General features: G+C 67.2%; 11 protein-coding genes and 1 tRNA gene. 3 read left to right on the top strand and 9 right to left on the bottom strand.

Going from position 1 to position 16,257, the window contains the following annotated elements:
• Window positions 1-6: 6 nt before the first annotated feature.
• From CHB73_RS15840 to CHB73_RS15815, 7 genes are all read right to left on the bottom strand, one after another.
• Window positions 7-3,126, bottom strand: a complete 3,120-nt coding sequence (locus CHB73_RS15840) for a tetratricopeptide repeat protein (RefSeq protein ID WP_143337435.1) — start codon at window positions 3,124-3,126, stop codon at window positions 7-9.
• Window positions 3,116-3,748, bottom strand: coding sequence for a tetratricopeptide repeat protein (locus tag CHB73_RS16620; protein ID WP_143337433.1), 633 nt, complete (start codon window positions 3,746-3,748; stop codon window positions 3,116-3,118). The genes CHB73_RS15840 and CHB73_RS16620 overlap by 11 nt, the downstream gene beginning before the upstream one ends.
• Entirely contained in the window at window positions 3,745-4,473 is a 729-nt protein-coding gene (locus CHB73_RS16615) for a tetratricopeptide repeat protein (RefSeq protein ID WP_143337431.1), read from the bottom strand. The genes CHB73_RS16620 and CHB73_RS16615 overlap by 4 nt, the downstream gene beginning before the upstream one ends.
• A gap of 215 nt (window positions 4,474-4,688) precedes the next feature.
• Window positions 4,689-5,279 carry a methyltransferase domain-containing protein gene (locus CHB73_RS15830; protein ID WP_089275580.1) on the bottom strand — a complete coding sequence of 197 codons (591 nt, stop codon included), beginning with the start codon at window positions 5,277-5,279 and terminating at the stop codon, window positions 4,689-4,691.
• Window positions 5,280-5,361: 82 nt separating this feature from the next.
• Window positions 5,362-6,588 carry an ABC transporter permease gene (locus CHB73_RS15825; protein WP_089275579.1) on the bottom strand — a complete coding sequence of 409 codons (1,227 nt, stop codon included), beginning with the start codon at window positions 6,586-6,588 and terminating at the stop codon, window positions 5,362-5,364.
• A 1-nt stretch (window position 6,589) separates the two neighbouring features.
• Entirely contained in the window at window positions 6,590-7,333 is a 744-nt protein-coding gene (locus tag CHB73_RS15820; RefSeq protein WP_089275578.1) for an ABC transporter ATP-binding protein, read from the bottom strand.
• A 151-nt stretch (window positions 7,334-7,484) separates the two neighbouring features.
• On the bottom strand, window positions 7,485-9,716 hold the full coding sequence (locus CHB73_RS15815; protein ID WP_089275577.1) for a hypothetical protein: 2,232 nt from the start codon (window positions 9,714-9,716) through the stop codon (window positions 7,485-7,487).
• 205 nt (window positions 9,717-9,921) lie between these two features.
• Here CHB73_RS15815 and CHB73_RS15810 point away from each other — a divergent pair, with 205 nt between their 5' ends.
• Window positions 9,922-11,331, top strand: coding sequence for an MltF family protein (locus CHB73_RS15810; RefSeq protein WP_179217094.1), 1,410 nt, complete (start codon window positions 9,922-9,924; stop codon window positions 11,329-11,331).
• Between the two features lie 99 nt (window positions 11,332-11,430).
• Here the strand turns inward: CHB73_RS15810 and CHB73_RS15805 are convergent, their stop codons facing one another.
• Together CHB73_RS15805 and CHB73_RS15800 are read right to left on the bottom strand one after the other, a co-directional pair.
• On the bottom strand, window positions 11,431-11,787 hold the full coding sequence (locus CHB73_RS15805; RefSeq protein WP_089275575.1) for a hypothetical protein: 357 nt from the start codon (window positions 11,785-11,787) through the stop codon (window positions 11,431-11,433).
• Between the two features lie 184 nt (window positions 11,788-11,971).
• On the bottom strand, window positions 11,972-13,756 hold the full coding sequence (locus CHB73_RS15800) for a dipeptidase (RefSeq protein ID WP_235641635.1): 1,785 nt from the start codon (window positions 13,754-13,756) through the stop codon (window positions 11,972-11,974).
• A 191-nt stretch (window positions 13,757-13,947) separates the two neighbouring features.
• Between CHB73_RS15800 and CHB73_RS15795 the strand changes: the two genes are divergently transcribed.
• Together CHB73_RS15795 and CHB73_RS15790 are read left to right on the top strand one after the other, a co-directional pair.
• Window positions 13,948-14,023 (top strand) — tRNA-Ala (locus CHB73_RS15795).
• A gap of 350 nt (window positions 14,024-14,373) precedes the next feature.
• Window positions 14,374-15,618 (top strand): RHS repeat domain-containing protein, encoded by a 1,245-nt coding sequence (locus tag CHB73_RS15790; RefSeq protein ID WP_089275574.1) that lies wholly within the window; start codon window positions 14,374-14,376, stop codon window positions 15,616-15,618.
• Window positions 15,619-16,257 lie beyond the last annotated feature (639 nt).

Genomic DNA, 16,257 nt, shown 5'->3' with positions numbered 1-16,257 from the left:
GCCTCCCTAGAATCCAAAGCCCAGGCCCGTCCACAGGCCGTCGGCGTCCCACTTGGGCGAGCGGTGGAGCAGCCCTTTGGCCTCCAGGGCCCAATGCCCGGCGAACTCGTAGCGCCATTGCGCTTCCAGGCGCACCGAGGGATTGTTCTCCGAATCCGTGCCCACCGTGGTCCGCAGGGCATACCAGTGTTGCGGCGCGCCGCAGAACTCCAGGTCGGCCAGGTCGTGCCGCCATTCCAGGGAAAAGGCCGCCGCTGTATACTCCTGCGGGGTCCAGTACGGGCGGAGGATGTCCACAAGGTCCGCTCCGGCGTACACCTCCTGGCTTTGCCTGTCGGTGTTGCGCCGCTCACCGGAAAGTTCCGCCTTGAGCTGGCGCGGGAAATCGGTGACGAGATACCCCAAGGCGAGCCGTTGCATGTCCCCGGTGTTGCCGTCGCTGTAACTCTTGGCGCGGACCTCCGCAGCGATGTCCCATTCGCGCGACGGGCTCATGCGCAGGTCCGCGAACACGGTGTCGGAGAGGATGGCCTTGCGCAGGGCGTACTCGTTGGCCAACTCCTCCGTGCGCTCGTAGCCGAAGCCTACGCGCGCCACATCGTCGAGGCTGACCTCCAGCCGAATTCGGCCCGTATCCACATTGTCCAGCGCGGCCATGGAGTAGCGTTTGTTGGTCCAGGCCGCATCGCCACGCAGGGTGGAGGTGAACACGCCCTGCCAGGCCAGGGTCTGCCCCACGGCCTCGTAGGTTTTGGCGTGGCGCGGGCTCTCTTCCCACAAATGCTGCGTAAGGCTGAAGCGGTGGTCGTCGTGCGCCGTGGCGGAAACCCCCAGGTCGGTGCGCAGGCGCAGAATGCGCGCCAAGCGTCCCCTGCCTTCCTCGTGCCAGATGTTCTGGCGCAGGGCCAGGGACGGCGCGGTGCGCCGGTCGAGCCGTTCCAGGGCCGTTCCCGCAAGGGTGTGCATGGGGTCGATCTCCAGCAGCCGCGCGTACGCCGCGCGTTCCCGGCTGCACAGCCCCAGGGAGCAGGCGGCCTGGGCCTGGTCGAAGCGGGCCTCCTGGTTGCCGGGTTCGAAGTCCAGCAGCTTGTCGTACAACGGCAGGGCGCGGGCGAAGCGGTTGTCGAAGGAAGCGTTCTTGGCGCGGGCCTCCAGCGATGCGGCCTTCTGGATGCGGTAGGCGGGCAGGTTGCGGACAAGGGCAGCGTCCAGTCCAGGCTCGGGGAGGGAGGAGGATTGCGCCCCGGCAGGAAGCAGGGCCTCGTATTTGTGGTATTGCGAGCCCTGCTCCGCGCTCTGGGCGATGTCTTGGGCCAGACCGCGCAAGCGTTGGCTCCCCGCAGCATCCGCCGTCCGGGCCAGGTCTGCGGCCAGGGCCGCGTCCACTGGCGGGGAAAGCAGCAGGGCATAGGCGTCAAGGGCCTGGGGCCTCTCCTTGGCCCAGAAGTGGACGCGCGCGGCCTCGCGCAGGGGCACGGGGTCTCCGGGATCGGCCTGGGAGAGTGCGGCATAGGCCGCCTGGGCATCGGCATAGCGACGGTCCCAGGAGAGCACCCTGGCCCGTGTGAGCAGCACCTTGGAGGAGTCCGGAAATTCCGTGGCCAGGGCGTCCAGTTCCGTCAAGGCTTCCGGGTACCGCTGGGAAGCGGCCAGGGTTTCGGCAAGGGCCATGCGCGCGGGGAAATGGTCCGTGTCAGCGGCCAGGGCCGCGCGCTGGCAGTGGATGGCCGCGTCGCGCCACCCCTGCGCGGCGTACAGCTGCGACCAGGCGACAAGCTCCGCAGGGCTATGGGCGCCCGGCACCGTCAGCGCGTCGAGCTGCGACCGCGAAGCCGCCTTGTCGCCAAGCGCCAGGAAGGAAATCTCGGGGTCGCGCGGGTGGTGTGCGCGGGCCCGGGCCAGAACGCTCCGCGCCTCGGCATTTCGGCCGGAAGCCCGCAAAAGCCGAACCCGCAGGCCGGGCTCGGCATCGGCCGGAAGCGTGGCCAGCAGCGCCAGACTGGTTTGCGGGTCTCCCCGCCGCCAGTGCGCCCGCGCGGCCAGGGCAACAGCCTCATGCGCCTGGGCCGGGGGCTGGTCGCCGGGGGCGTTGCCCGGCAGCAGCGGGTGCAAGACCTCCAAAGCCTCGGCAAAAGCCTCTCCGTTCACTTTGAGCCGCGCCAGAGCCAGCCGGGCGGCCCTGCCGTCGGGGGAGTCCGGGGCGTTCAGCAGCATTCCGCGCAGCTCGCCCTCGGCTTCTGCCTCGCGCTGGGCGGCCACATAGGCCAGGGCCAGAGGCAGCCGGGCGGCGGCGTCTCCCTGGGCCGCCCGTTTGCGCCAGAATACGACGGCCTTGCCAAAGGCCCCCCATGTCTTGCCCGCCTGGGTCTGCCGTTCGGCCAGCCGGGCCTTGTCCGCCGTCGTGGCGGCCTGGGCCACGGCTTTGGCATACAGAAGGCGCGCGCTTGCGGCGTGCCCCAGGGCCGTTTCCACATCGGCAAGTTCGGCCAGGGCCAGAGGGTCGCCGGGCGCGGAGCCCACCAGCCGGTCCGCCAGTTCGCGCGCCCCCGTGGCATCGCCATCGGCCAGGCGCAGGCGCACCAGCAACACGGCGATTTCCCGGTCCGCAGGATTTTCGGCGGCGAGCGTCTCCAGCAGGGGGCGGGCCTGGCTGGAGTCCCCGCTCCAGGCCAGGGCCTTGGCCAGCATACGCAGCACCGGGCGGCCGCCCTCGTGCGCCCTGCGGAAATGCTCCGCGGCGCGGTCCATGCGTCCGGCGGCGAACCAGGCCGTCCCGATGCGCTCCTGGATTTCCGGCTGGGCCAGGGTTTTTGCTGGGAGGTTGTGCAGGGCCGTCTCGGCCTCGGCCACTCGGCCGGAGCGGGCCAAGACCTCGACCAGGGCGAGGCGGGTTTCGTCGTCCCAGGGCGACAGCGAAAGTTGGCCGGTCAGCATGTCCAAGGCCTCGGCCCGTCCGGATTCGGACAGGGAAAGCAGCCGGGCCAGCTCGCGCCTGGCCTCGATGTCGGAGATGCGCTCCGTTTCGGGCACGATGCTGCGCGGGGCCGGGCAGGCCGGGGAAGGAAAAAGCAACAGGGAGAGCAAGACTGCCCCGGCCTGGACGGCTATGGCGCGCCTACCGCCCAAGGCTTATCCTCAGCTCGCGGATGGCGTCGTCGTTGCGGCCCGCCCAGGTGAGCACGCGGGCGTAGCGGCGGCGCACCTGCCGGTCGTCCGGCGTGGCGGAAAGGATTTTCTCGTACTCGGCCAGGGATTCGTCCAGGCGCTTGCGCCAGGAAAGCGCGTCTGCGAGCTTGAGCCGGGCCTTCAGGTCGGCTGGACGCAACGCAAGATAGGCGATGAGCGCATCGATGGCCTGCTCATGCCGACCAGCCGCCAGATGGATCTCCGCCTGGAGCAGCCTGTCCTCCGCGCTAAGCGCTGCGGGGGGCGCTTTGGCCAGTTCGGCCGCGGCCTCGTCGCGCTTGCCGCTCCAGAACAGGGCGCGGGCCAAACCGATGCGGGCCTGCGTCTCGCCGGGTCTGTCCCTGAGCACCTTGCGGAACTCTTCGGCGGCCTCCGCGTGGCGGCCGCTTTCGGTAAGAAGCTTGGCCAACTCCAGCCGCGCCAGCCAGTCGGCCACGTCGTCGCGCGGCGGGGAAGGCGCAACCGCGGCCGCAGGGGCGGAGGGCTGGGACAGCGCGCTTGTTCCGCAAAGGGGCAGCAGCGCAAGGGCAAGAACGAGAAGACGCGAGGGAAGCAGTCTCACAGGGCGTCCCCCAGGAGTTTCTTGTACGCGGCGATGGCCGCCTTTGTTTTGCCTGCCGAGGCCAGCGCGCGCGCCAGCACCAGCTGCCCGGCGCGGGAGCCCGGCTCCCGCGCGAGCATCTCCCGCGCGGCGTGTTCCGCCTCGGCGGGCCGCCCCATCCACAGGTATGTCTCGGCGCGGTCCGCCTGGGCGGCCGTTTCGCCGGGATGGTTTCTCAACACATCGTCGTAGGTGGAGAGCGCGGCCTCGAAACGGCCCGCGCGGCGCAGCAAATCGCCCAGGTGCAGGGCTTCGGGTGTGTTGAGCGGCCCCATGCCCCGGCGTTTTTCCAACAGGGCGAGGGCCGCGTCCGGGGCGCCCTTGGCGTCCAGCAGTCCGGCGGCTCGCCCGGCAAGTCCGGAATCCACGGTTCGGCCCGCATCCATCAGCAGCAGGGCGAGCGTGCCGGAAATGTCGGCGTCCCCGACCTTGAGGGCGGCATCCAGCATGGCGTCCGCCCTGGTGAGGGGAACAGGGCCGAGTTGCATTGCCTCGCGCAGGGCCGTCAGAGCCTCGGCGGTCTTCCCTTCGGCCAGGAGGCGTTCGGAAGCGGCCACCAGCAACGGCGCGCGGCGCACCTGCGGGTAGGCGACCAGACAGGCCGCCACCACTGCCAAGGACAAAAAAAGAAAGGTGGCGTATTGCCGCCCTTGCCCTTTCAGCATCTCTGGCGCGTACAGCATCATGGCATGAAACACCTTGTACTTACGTATTACATAGCTGAACCGGAATTTCCAGGTGTTGTCAACTGATGCAGGGCGCGAAGGTGGGGCAGTGCGAACAGTGCCGCGGCCGTGCGCCGCAGTCTTGCGCGACTGGCGGGCTCAGGCCTTTCGCTGCCTCCTGCCGACGGGCGGGGGAGACAGGCGGCGCGTCTGGAGCCGAAAGCGCGTGGCGCTGTTTACGGGTGGGCTTTCTGGAACGTCATCAGGTAGTGGTAGCCCAGCATGGCGACACTGCTGAGGTGGAAGCCGCTGGAGCGCGCCGCCGCCATGATCCGGCCTCCGGCCAGGTCCGGAGGCAGCGGCGGGCCGCACAACGGAAATGTTCCGCATTCCAGCGCGCAGACCCTGCCGTTTTCGCCGAGGGTCCGGAAGAGTTCCGAAAACACTGCGGGCAAGGCATGTGCTACGCGCGGCATGTGCAGCACTGCGGCCAGAAGGCAGGCCGCGGCCGAGCCGTCCGGCAGGGGCAGCGTGCGGGTGATGTCCGCCTCGATCGCGTCCACTTGGGGCAGGGCCTCGAACTGGGCCTGTGCGGCCAGATAGCGGATGCAGCGGGCGTCCGCGTCAAGAGCGTGGACGCGTCCTTCCTGGCCGACGATGCGCGCGGCCACCAGAGCGTGGTCTCCAAGCCCGCAGCCGATGTCCAGGAAAACATCGCCCGGCTTGAGGGCCAGAGCGGCGAAGACGGCGGCCGAGGTGCCTGCGTCATGGCTTGAAGGGTGGCGCGGTCTTTCCGGGGGCTGTGTGGGGTGTGGATGGTCCGTCACAGGCGGTCGTCCCCTATGGTGGTGGAAACTGCGGGCGGGGGCTGCGGAAAAGAGCTCCCGCCCGCGTTGTCGACGCGCGGCGTCACTCGTAGCGCAGGGCGTCTATGGGGTTCAGTCCGGCGGCCTTGCGCGCGGGATAATAGCCGAAGAAGATGCCGATGGCGCTGGAGAACGCCACGGCGAGCCCGATGGCCGTGCCGGAGATGAGCGTGGGCCAGCCGAGCAGACCGGAGATGGCGAAGGCCCCGGCCACGCCGATGCCGATGCCGATGATGCCGCCCAGCAGGGTGAGCAGCACGGCTTCGGCCAGGAACTGGAGCAGGATGTCGCGCTCTTTTGCGCCGATGGCCACGCGGATGCCGATTTCGCGTGTGCGTTCGGTGACGCTGACCAGCATGATGTTCATGATGCCGATGCCGCCCACCACCAGGGAGATGGAGGCCACCGCGCCCAAAAGCAGGCTCATGGTCTTGGCGGACTGCTGGGATACGGCGAGAATTTCCGAAAGGTTGCGCACGGTGTAGTCGCGTTCCTTGGTGGGGCCCACGCGGTGGCGCTGGTCCAGCAGGGCGAGGATCTCCTCCTCGGCCTGGGAGATCCTGTCCTCGCTTACGGCCTGTACCAGGGTGGGGCCCACGGTGCCGGGGAAGGCGTTGCCGATGATCTTTCTCTGCGCGGTGGTGAGGGGCATGAAGACCTTGTCGTCCTGGTCGGTGCCCTGGGCGCTGCGGCCCTTGGCCCCCAGCAGGCCAACCACGGTGAAGGGCACGCCGCTGATGCGCACCGGCTTGCCCACGGGATCCTCGTCGCCGAAAAGGTTCTGGGCCACGGTCTGGCCTATGAGGCAGACCTTCTGGGCCGTGTCCACGTCCGCTTCGGTGAGTTCCCGGCCGGAAGCCACCTTCCAGTCGCGGATGAGCAGGAAGTCCGGCGTGGTGCCGCTGATGTCCGTGGACCAGTTCATGTTCCCGGCCACCAGTTGGGCCGTGCCGCGCTGCTCCGGGGCCGCGCGCAGCACCGACGGGCACTCGACCCGGATGGCCTTCACGTCGTCGAAGGTGAGGGTGGGCTGCGAGCCCATGCCCGAGTTCACGCCGCCGCTGGTGGTGCTGCCGGGCAGAATGATGAGCAGGTTCGAGCCCATGGTGGCGATCTGTTCGGAAATTTGCTTGGTCGCGCCCGTGCCCACGGCCACCATGACGATGACCGCGCCGATGCCGATCATGATGCCCAGCATGGTCAGAAACGAGCGCATGAGGTTCACCCGCAGGGCGCGTGCGGCGATGCGCAAGGGCAGGAGGATGTCCATGCTAGGCCTCCCGCGCCGTGGGCGCGCCGTCTGCCCCGATCCCTTCCGCGCTGGCGCAGTTCGCGCTGGCGGAATCGGAGATGATGAGCCCGTCGCGGAAGGTCACCTGCCTGCCCGCATGGGCGGCGATGTCCGGCTCGTGGGTGACCATGATGATGGTCTTGCCCTGGCTGTTCAGCCGCTTGAATATGTCCATGATCTCCTCGCTCATGCGGGAGTCGAGGTTGCCGGTGGGCTCGTCGGCCAGAATGAGCGCCGGATCTCCGGCCAGGGCGCGGGCGATGGCCACGCGCTGCTGCTGGCCGCCGGAGAGCTGGTTCGAGAGGTGCCCGGAGCGGCCGGCGAGCCCGACCATCTCCAGGGCGGCCAGGGCGCGCCGCCTGCGTTCGGCGGCGTCAATGCGGCCATAGACCAGCGGAAGCTCCACGTTTTCCAGCGCGCTGGTGCGCGAAAGCAGGTTGAAGCCCTGGAACACGAACCCCAGCTTCTTGTTGCGTATTTCCGCCAGCTCGTCCTTGCCCATGTTCTCCACGGCCACGCCGTCCAGTGCGTAGCTTCCGGAACTGGGCCGGTCCAGGCAGCCCAGAATGTGCATACAGGTGCTCTTGCCCGAACCGCTGGAGCCCATGATGGCCACGAACTCGCCCTGGCGGACGGTGAGGGACACCCCGCGCAGGGCATGGACGGTTTCTTCGCCCATGCGGTAGGTTCTGGTGATGTTTTCGATACGGACGACTTCGTTCATGCTGTGATCCACCACCCGTTTTCCCCAGCCCCGGGGTTCAGGGGATGCGTTCCGTCCTGTCGGCCCGCGGCGCTGGCTTGGGCCTGTGAACCTGCGCGCCGAAAGGCACGGCAAACGACTCTGTTTAGACGTTCCGTGACGCCGAAAGGTTTCACGCGCGAATCGGCGTTTTGCGTTTGGCCTCGGCCCTGTTCGGTACGCTCCGGGCCAGGGCGCAGGCCAGCAGGTGGGCCAGGCCCATGGCCCCCAGAAGCGCCAGGCCGCGTCTGGCCCATTCGCGACCAGGGTCGAAGAAGGAGAGCTCCACCAAATGTCTGCCCGGCGCAAGGGGTACGGCCTTGAAAGCCTCCCGCGCAAGAACCACCGGCGTGGGGCGGCCATCCACCAGCGCGCGCCAGCCGGGGTGGAAGGCGTCGGCATAGTAGAGGGCACCGCCCGCGCCCCCGGCGTCCACGGCAAGGGCCAGCCGGTTGGCGGAAAAGTGGGTGATTTCGCCGGAGGCGTCACGCCGGGAGCCGTCGGCCCCCTCGACCGTCAGCTTGGCCGTGCAGCCCACGGCTTGCCGGAACCAGTCCTTTGCCAGGGCTTCGCGCCAATGGTAGGCGTGCAGGAACAGCTGCGGGTCGCGTTGTCCGTTGGACAGGGCCAGGGCGCCGGGCGCGGCGCGTTCAAGCAGCGCGAGCACGCCCGCAGTGGCGTAGTCGATGCGGAACAGGGGCGCGGCCGGGTCCGCCCCGGCCATTTGCAGCAGGGTGAAGTTGTTCACCGGCTGGCGCAGGGCGAAGGCCACCATGGCCCGCGCGTTGGGGTTGCCCTCCAGGTTGGCCGGGCGGGCGGCGAAGAACAGCGGCGGGCGTGCCCGGGTGGCGTCCACCCCGCCTACGTCGCGCACCTCGGCCTTGGAAAAGTGGGAGTAGGTGTCGCGCAGCAGAAAGTGTTGCGCCCAGCCCAGGTCCAGCAGGGCGGCCAGGGCAACGCCCAGGCCCAGGGCCAGGCCAAGCGCCTGTTGCCTTGCCGTGGCCAGGCGTCCGGCCAGGCCCACGCCAAGGCGCGCAATCAGGAGCAGGGTCACGCCGAATTCCGGTGCGTAGCGGCCCAGGCCTGGCGCGGTGATGGAAAACGGGGGCACCCGCTTGAGGGCCAGGATGACCACCCCGGCCAGCATGAGGCAGGCGAAGGCGCGCTGGCGTTCGTCCCGGTCCGCCCCAAGCAGCCTGTCCAGGCCGTATCCGACCAGGAAAAAGAGCAGCAGGCGCAAGACCGGCAGCAGGAAGGACAGGTGCCGGAAGCGGTTCATGCCGGGGAACCAGTACGCCGCGTAGCCGATGCCCCCGTGCGGCCCCAGGGCCAGCAGCAGCAGCACCGCGGAAAGGACGCCCAGGGCCAGGAACGCGCTGGAGCGCTCGCGCCACAGGGCGTACGCCAGCAGGCCGACGCCCGGGGCGCCCAGGTAGAAGAGGTACTCGATGTGCGCGCGCCAGGTGCCGGTGACAAGCTCCGGCAGGGTGTGCAGCGCGGAGCCGCCGTAACGCAGGAACACGTCCAGGCTGGCCGCGCCGGTGGCCGCGTCGCGGTCGGGTGAGGCGAAGCCCAGGCCCTCGAAGGCGCCGCCGAGCAGCAAGAAGTACAGCGCGCCGAAGCCCGCCACCAGGGCCAGTTCGGCCATGAGCGCCGGGCCGGGGCGCTCCAGCCGCAGGGGCGCGCCCGAGGCGCGGTCGAACACGCGCAGGGCCACAAGCAGCACGCAGCCCAGCAGGGCGTACATGGGGGCCATGTAGGCCAGCCCGCCGGGCAGGGCCAGCAGCGCTGCCAGGGCGCAGCGCAGCAGCTGGCGCGGGTCTCCGGTGCGGTGCAGCCGCAGGGCGAAGAGCAGCATCAGCGGCACGTACACCAGCACCCGGTGCGCCCAGAATATCTGCGTGCACCAGTACACCGACACAGCCACCCAGCAGGCCACGGCAGCCGCCGTCCAGCCGGACTTGTAGAGATCGCGCGCCAGCAGCTGCGAGCCGAGCACCAGCACGGCGGACTCCGCAAAGGTCGCCAGCAGGAACAGGGTCCAGGCGTCCGTGAGGTTCAGGGCCGCCCCGGCCAGCAGGACCAGCAGGTGCAGCGGGCCAAGAAAGGTCAGCATGTAAGGCTCTGCCGGGCTTCCGTAGGCGGCCAGCGGCAGCCACTGGGGGAACTCGCGCGCGGCCAGCAGGTTGCCCAGGGTGGTGCTGAACATGGAGTAGGCCTGGAAGGCGTCGGCCCGAACGAACACGCCGTGCGCAAGTTCCAGCAGGAACACCGCGGCGAGGCAGGCCAGCGGCAGGGCGGCCTGGAGGGCGTGGACCGTCCGGGAGGGGCAGGGCGCGGATGCGTCGGGGAGGGGTGCGGGCACAAAGAATCCTTGGCTGGTTGCGGGCCGACGAGAAGAGCGCCCTTTGGGAGCAGTGCCCCATGTGCGGCCCCCTGTCAACGCGCTCTGGCCGGATGGTGGCCAAAGGGCTTGGCTTTTTGGGGCAATTTGCTATCAACGACTCATGGACGCCCCCTGCCGTTTTCGCGCCTTTGGACGCCGTTCCCCGGCTTTTTGCCTTCCGGTCTTGGCGCTGCTTGCTGTGCTGGCGCTTTGCCCGCCGCTAGAAGTCGCACGGGCGCAAGACCAGGCTCCCCAGGCCGTCCAGTTCCTGCACGCCTCCACCGCCGACCTGCCGGAGATGCTTCGGCGCGGGCAGGTGCGCGTGCTGGTGACGCCCAGCCGCACCAATTTCTACATGGCCCCGGACGGCAGCTTCCAGGGGCTGGAGCACGACCTGACCCTGCTGCTGGAAAAGAGCCTGAACAAGGGGAGGAAGAAGGGCGAGCCAAAGGTCTCCGTGCTGTTCGTGCCCGTGTTGCTGGACGAGCTCATTCCGGCCCTTCTGGAGGGCCGGGGCGACATCGCCGCCGCCGGGCTCACCATCACTCCGGCGCGCGAGCAGCTGGTGGCCTTCACCGAGCCCTGTTTCCGCGACGTGCGCGATGTGCTGGTCACCCGGACCGACACCCCGCCGGTCAAGAGCCGCTACGACCTCTCCGGGCGCGTGCTGCACGTGGCGGCGGGCAGCAGCCACGCCGAACACTTGGCCATGCTCGGCCGGGATTTCGAGCGCCGGGGCCTGCCCCCCATGACCGTGGTGGAGGCCGACCACGTCCTTGACGTTGAAAATTTGCTGGAGATGCTTTCCGCCGGGCTGGTGGACAACGTGCTGGCCGACGAGCACGTGGCCCGGCTTTGGGCCGGAGTGCTGCCGGGGCTGGCCGTGTTCCCCCAGGCCCAGGCCACCCACGGCGGGCGCATCGCCTGGGCGGTGCGCAAGGACAACCCCCTGCTTCTGGCCGCAGCCAACACGGCTTTGCGCCAGAGCGCCAAGCGGCAGACCGCCCTGTTCCACAAGAATTTTCCGGCGTCCCAGGCCGGGATGCGGTGGATCCAGAATCCCTTCCTGTCCCCCAAGACGGCGCAATACGTGCCGGAGTTCAAGCGCCGCAGCGAGGAGTACGGCTTCGACTGGCTGCACCTGATGGCCCAGGGCTTCCAGGAGTCCGGCCTGGACAACAGCGTCCGCAGCCACATGGGGGCCGTGGGCGTGATGCAGGTGTTGCCCAGCACGGGCGCTGCTCTGGGCTTCCGCGACATTCGCCCCGCGCCAGAGAACATCCACGCGGGCACGCGCTACATGGGCCACCTGCGCGACCAGGAGATCGGGCCCGACGGGCTGGACGAGGAACAGCGCTTCTACTTCGCCCTGGCCTCCTACAACGCCGGTCCTGCGCGCATCCGCAGGCTGCGGCAGCAGGCCCGCGTCCAGGGCCTGGACCCCAACGTCTGGTTCGGCAGCGTGGAGCGCGCGGCCCTGCAGAGCGGTTTGCAGGCCACCGTGGCCTACGTGCGCAACGTTCGCGCCTACGCCATCGCCTACAGCCTGAGCTACGACATTCACCAGAAGCGCGTGCGCGCAGCCGGGCGGTAGTCCCGCCCGGACAGGGCGCTGTCCCCCGCTGGAGGGGAGCGCACGCCGTGAGGCCGCCCCTTTAGCGAAGATCGAGAGGCGTCCCGGTTTCGTGCAGGCTTAGAGCCCTTGGGTCTGCATTTCCAGGCAGCCGTCTTCCTTGCGGGCGTAGGTAAGCACCACAATCTTGCCGGGGTCGATGTGGTAGCCGGGCAGCCCCAGCGGGGCGAAGTTGCACCAGGCGTCGGCAGGGGTCGTGATGCGTACGCTGAGCGGCGTTGCGCCCTCGGCCTCGTCCACTTCGGCCTGGAACCAGTCGTGGTTGCAGTCTCCGGCCACGAGACGCCCTGGCATGGCCTCTCGGACAGTGAGACCCGCGTTTGGGCCGACTCCAAGGAAGAATCCCCTGAGGCTGCCTGCCAAAAAGTCGATGCCGACCATCCCGCCGTTGATGGCGATGACCACATTGCGCGTCATGGCTGTTCTCCTTGTTGGAGCTTGTCCGCGTCGAAAGACGCGGGGTAATGCCAGTTGATATCGTATAATATGTATCGTGTCCAGGGGCGGCCGCGATGTCTCTTGATGAATATTGGGGACGGGCACAGCAAAAGGGCCGGGGAATCGCTCCCCCGGCCCTGTGTCGGTGTTTTGGGTCTGCCGGTTACTTCTTGACCGGCTTGGCGTAGGTGGTGGGGCCTTGCTCGTAGCCCACCTGCTTGAGCCACCACGCGGGGTAGAACACGGGCTGGGCGATGTTGTCCGGAGTGTTGAAGTAGCCGTCGTTGTAGCGGATGTAGAGCTGTTCGGAGAGCTCCCACCAGTCGGCCAGCACGTTGGCGGCGAAGAGGTTGGAGCGCTCGGTGAGCAGCAGCCGCGCGGCGTTCTGATCGCCCTTCTTCCACAGCGAGAGCGCTGTCTCCTCAATGGCCTTCTGGGTGCCGAAGAAGCGCGCCTCGTGCTTGTCGCGCAGGGTGCGAATGTCCTTGATCATATACTGGTATTTGATCTGGGCCTGGTTGGCCACGTAGTTGAAGGCCGTCCACATGCTGCCGCGGTCCAGCTTCAGGATGTCGCTGGTCTGGATGGCGCGGGGCAGGTCCAGGGCCCCGGCGTAGAAGGGCATGAGCACCGCCGTGGCCGGGCGGTCCGGGCCGAACCATGTGACGCCGCCGATGGCGGCGGGCAGCCAGGAGCGCGACTGGTTCACGTAGGCGTATACGCAGCGGTAGATGTTCAGCGGGCGCTCGAACTCGCCCTTCACGTCGGAGAGCTGGCCCTCCTTGTTGGCCAGGCCTTCGGCTCCGCCCTCGAAGCGGCCGGGGTCGCCGAAGGGACCGGCGGCCAGGCCCTTGGTCAGGTCGAACTCCGTTCCTTCGTAGTTGTCGCGGTGAATGGCGAAGATGTCTTTCACGTCAAGCTTCTGGTCGGGCTTGATGCTGAAGGGGTAGCTGCGGGTGAAGGCGTCCTCCGCCCAGGGGGAGAGCTTGCGGGAGGGAGCCACCAGGGACTGGGCGCGCCACACGCGGCGCAGGGAGTAGTACGGGTGATGGTACTCGCCGTCGCCGTACACCTTGGTCCAGTCCAGCGGGCCATCGGCGGGCTTCCACCAGCCCTTTTCCTGGGCGACCTTGAAGATGTTGGCCGAAAACATCATGTCGCTCGCGCCTTTGCGTACGTCGCGAATGCGGAACTGGTTGGCGGCAACAAAGAACTGGTCGTCGGGCACGCGCTGCGCCACCCACACGCCGGAGGTGCCGTCCTTGTCGTAGGCGCACATCTCCATCACCCAGCCTTCGTTGGGATCGGCCACAAGCAGGGTTTCGCCCGTGCCGTAGTAGCCGTACTTCTCGATGAGCTCGCCCATGAGCTTCACCGCCTCGCGGGCGGTCTTGCAGCGCTCCAGCGCCACGCGGGAAAGCTCGGCCGAGTAGAAGATGCGCTTGCCCGGTTCGGGCTCGGCGTCCACCTTGGCCTTGTCCGTGCACTCGCCGATGGACAGCTGGTGCTCGTTCATGATGCCGTAGTTGGCGTCGAAATACGCGTAGGTGTGGGCCACCTGGGGGATGAAGCCCAGGGGAACGCTCCTGGGGTCGCCGGACATGCCGGGCCGGGGGCCGGTTGCGTAGGCCGGGGCGCGGCCGCCGTCCACGATGCGGTGGCTCACCGTGCCGCCCCACTGGGGCTTGAAGTCCAGCGAGCAGTGCGAGTAGTACACCGGTCGCATGGAGCCCGGCGCGTGGTCCTTGGCGGGCACGTAGACCAGGCGGGCGTCGTTTAGGCCGTCGTCGGAGTGGGAGACCATGACCGAGCCGTCGGCCGAGGCCTTCTTGCCAACAATGGTGGTGGTGCAGGCCAGGGCCTGGGCGGCAAGGGCCGTTGTCAAAACCAGGGCACAAGCAAGCTGCCAGGCAAGCTTCGAAAGTGAAGGCGCTTTGTGCATCGGCATGGACTGTCCTCCTGGAGTGGTGGTGATGCGGCAAATCTGGGCTTTTTTCAGGCTTTGCATACTGTCTTGTGAATTATGCGTCTTCTCCGTCATTTGCAACATGGTGAGCAGGAGAATTCACGTGCCGAAGGATAGAAATTTCGGTTGACAACCGGCCGCGCCTTTGGCTAGACAGTGCTTCCCAACGCCGTGGGGCTGTAGCTCAGTTGGGAGAGCGCTTGAATGGCATTCAAGAGGCCGTGGGTTCAATTCCCTCCAGCTCCACCAGAGAAATCAAGGGTTTGCGAAGCGATTCGCAAACCCTTTTTCTTTGCTGCACTACATCTTTGCACTACATTTTGTGGGCGGGGTGAAACAGTCGTGAACAACTGCGCGCGATTCGGCACTGACCGGCCCATGCAACCGCGCATTCAAGCTGAGAATTCCGGGCATACGATTTGAGAACACGGGCCGGAGTTGTGCTACTCCACGCGCTCCCCTCAAACCCTGTCAACCCGCTATTTTTGTCCTTTTACCGGCCAAAAACGGGGTATTTTTGTCCACCCCCCAAACCCCATGCTATGCTTGCGTAATTTGTGCCGGGCATCTTGCCTGGCGCGCAAACGCAAGGAGCAGCCATGTCCTCCCCTTCTATTTCAGTGCGGCGCGATGAACGCGGCCGCATCGCAGAACGCACCCTGAACCTCGGGGGCGAGTCCGAAATCCGGCGCTATGCCTACGATTCCGCAGGTCGCCTCGCCCGCGTCACCGATGGCTCCGGCGGCCTGCTGGAGTCCTACCAGTACGACGGCGAGGGCCGTCGCCTTGCCGACATCAACCCGCAACGTTTCCGCGGCGAGCGGCGCTACAGCTACAGCCTGGGCAACCGGTTGGGGCAGACCGGAACCGTTCAATACGGCCACGATCGCGCGGGCTTCAGGAATCTGCGGATGGTTGGCGACGAGGAGACGCGCTACCTGTACGAACCCTCGGGCCTGTTGCTGCGCGTGGACCTGCCGGATGGGCGGCGTATCGACTACGCTTACGACACCAAGGGCCAGCGGACGCAGAAGCGTGTAAACGGGCGGGTCGTCGAGGCCTACCAGTGGCTGGACCCGCTGCGGCTCACGGAATTCCATGACGGACGCGAGTGGTGGAGGCTGGCGTACCATGAGGGCCGCACGCCCGTTGGCGTGACGAACGGCGACGACTCGTACCTGCTGCTCTGCGATCAGGTCGGCACGCCCCTGGCCCTTGCCACAACAGATGGCCATGTTGTACAGACGATGCAATACGACAGCTTCGGCAACCTGTTGCAGGTCCGGGGCGATGTGGTGCGCCTGCCCATCGGCTTCGCAGGCGGGCTCTTTGACGCCGACACCGGCCTGACGCGCTTCGTCTGGCGCGACTACGACGCCGACACCGGCCGCTTCACCGCCCTTGACCCCATGGGCGCAAAGGGCGGCGACAGCGACTGGTACGGCTACTGCGTCGATGATCCGGTGAACCGGGTGGATGCGTGGGGGCTGGAGGTGCAGTTCTGCGAGCGCCCAAACGAAATCCCTGGATTTCAGTGGACGGGAATTCCGCACCATTGGCTCAAGACAGACACATATGAATCCGGCCAGGGAGAAGTCGGGAGAGGTGTCCCCGGGCGCAATGGCGATTCTGGCGGGTTATTCGTCGATACGGAGTGGACTGACCATACAGGGCAATCCAAGGCGCCAAACGCTGAATGCTGGCCCGTACCAAACGTTGATGAAAATTGCGTCAACAAGCTGATCAAGCCCGGCACCCCTTCCGGGATATGGGTGCCTGGCGCGAACGATTGCCACGAGCAGGCACGAGACGTCCTTGACTACTGCCGCACAGACCAGGAGTAGCAGATGAGGCCGTCCAACAGGGTGAACACGATGAAACGATGGTTGCCGTTAGTGGTATTGGGGGTAACCCTGCTGGTCAAAGCGCTGGTCCACTCATGGCTCTGGACCATAACAACTTGGCCACCGGATGCCGCGCGCCAACTCCCGAAAGCGCTCGAAGGCTTTGCCTTTCTAGCCGGCCCAGCATGTCTTTGCCTGTTTTGGCTGCTCTGGCGGAGGGGGGATCAAGGTGGAGCGCGAATTTCAATCCTGAAACGACGCGCAGGAACTGCTGCCCTTACAGTCACAGTCCTGCTGTGGCTCTTTCTTGTGATGCAGTGGCTTCAGGCCGCTTGGGTGGCCGGAACGCCAACGGAATTCCCCATGTATTGGGTCGTGCGGAGCTTCAAAATGTACTTGTCCGCAGACATCTGCCTCCTCTTGGGCGGTCTGTTGTCCTTTTGGCTCAAAGGCGTTCGCATGCCTCCTCGCTTGAATGGCCAAGGAGAACAATCATAACGCGGGCCCCATCTACTTGTGCTTATGGAACCGCCCCGCTGTCCAGATGAAGGGGCTTGCCTCCGCAAAGGCAAGCCCCTTCATCTTTGCCGTGTCAAATCCTCATGCCACCTGAACCGGCCTGACACGGTCAACCAACCG

Source organism: Humidesulfovibrio mexicanus (genome assembly GCF_900188225.1).
Taxonomy (GTDB): domain Bacteria; phylum Desulfobacterota; class Desulfovibrionia; order Desulfovibrionales; family Desulfovibrionaceae; genus Humidesulfovibrio; species Humidesulfovibrio mexicanus.
This window is presented reverse-complemented; position numbering and strand designations above follow the sequence as displayed.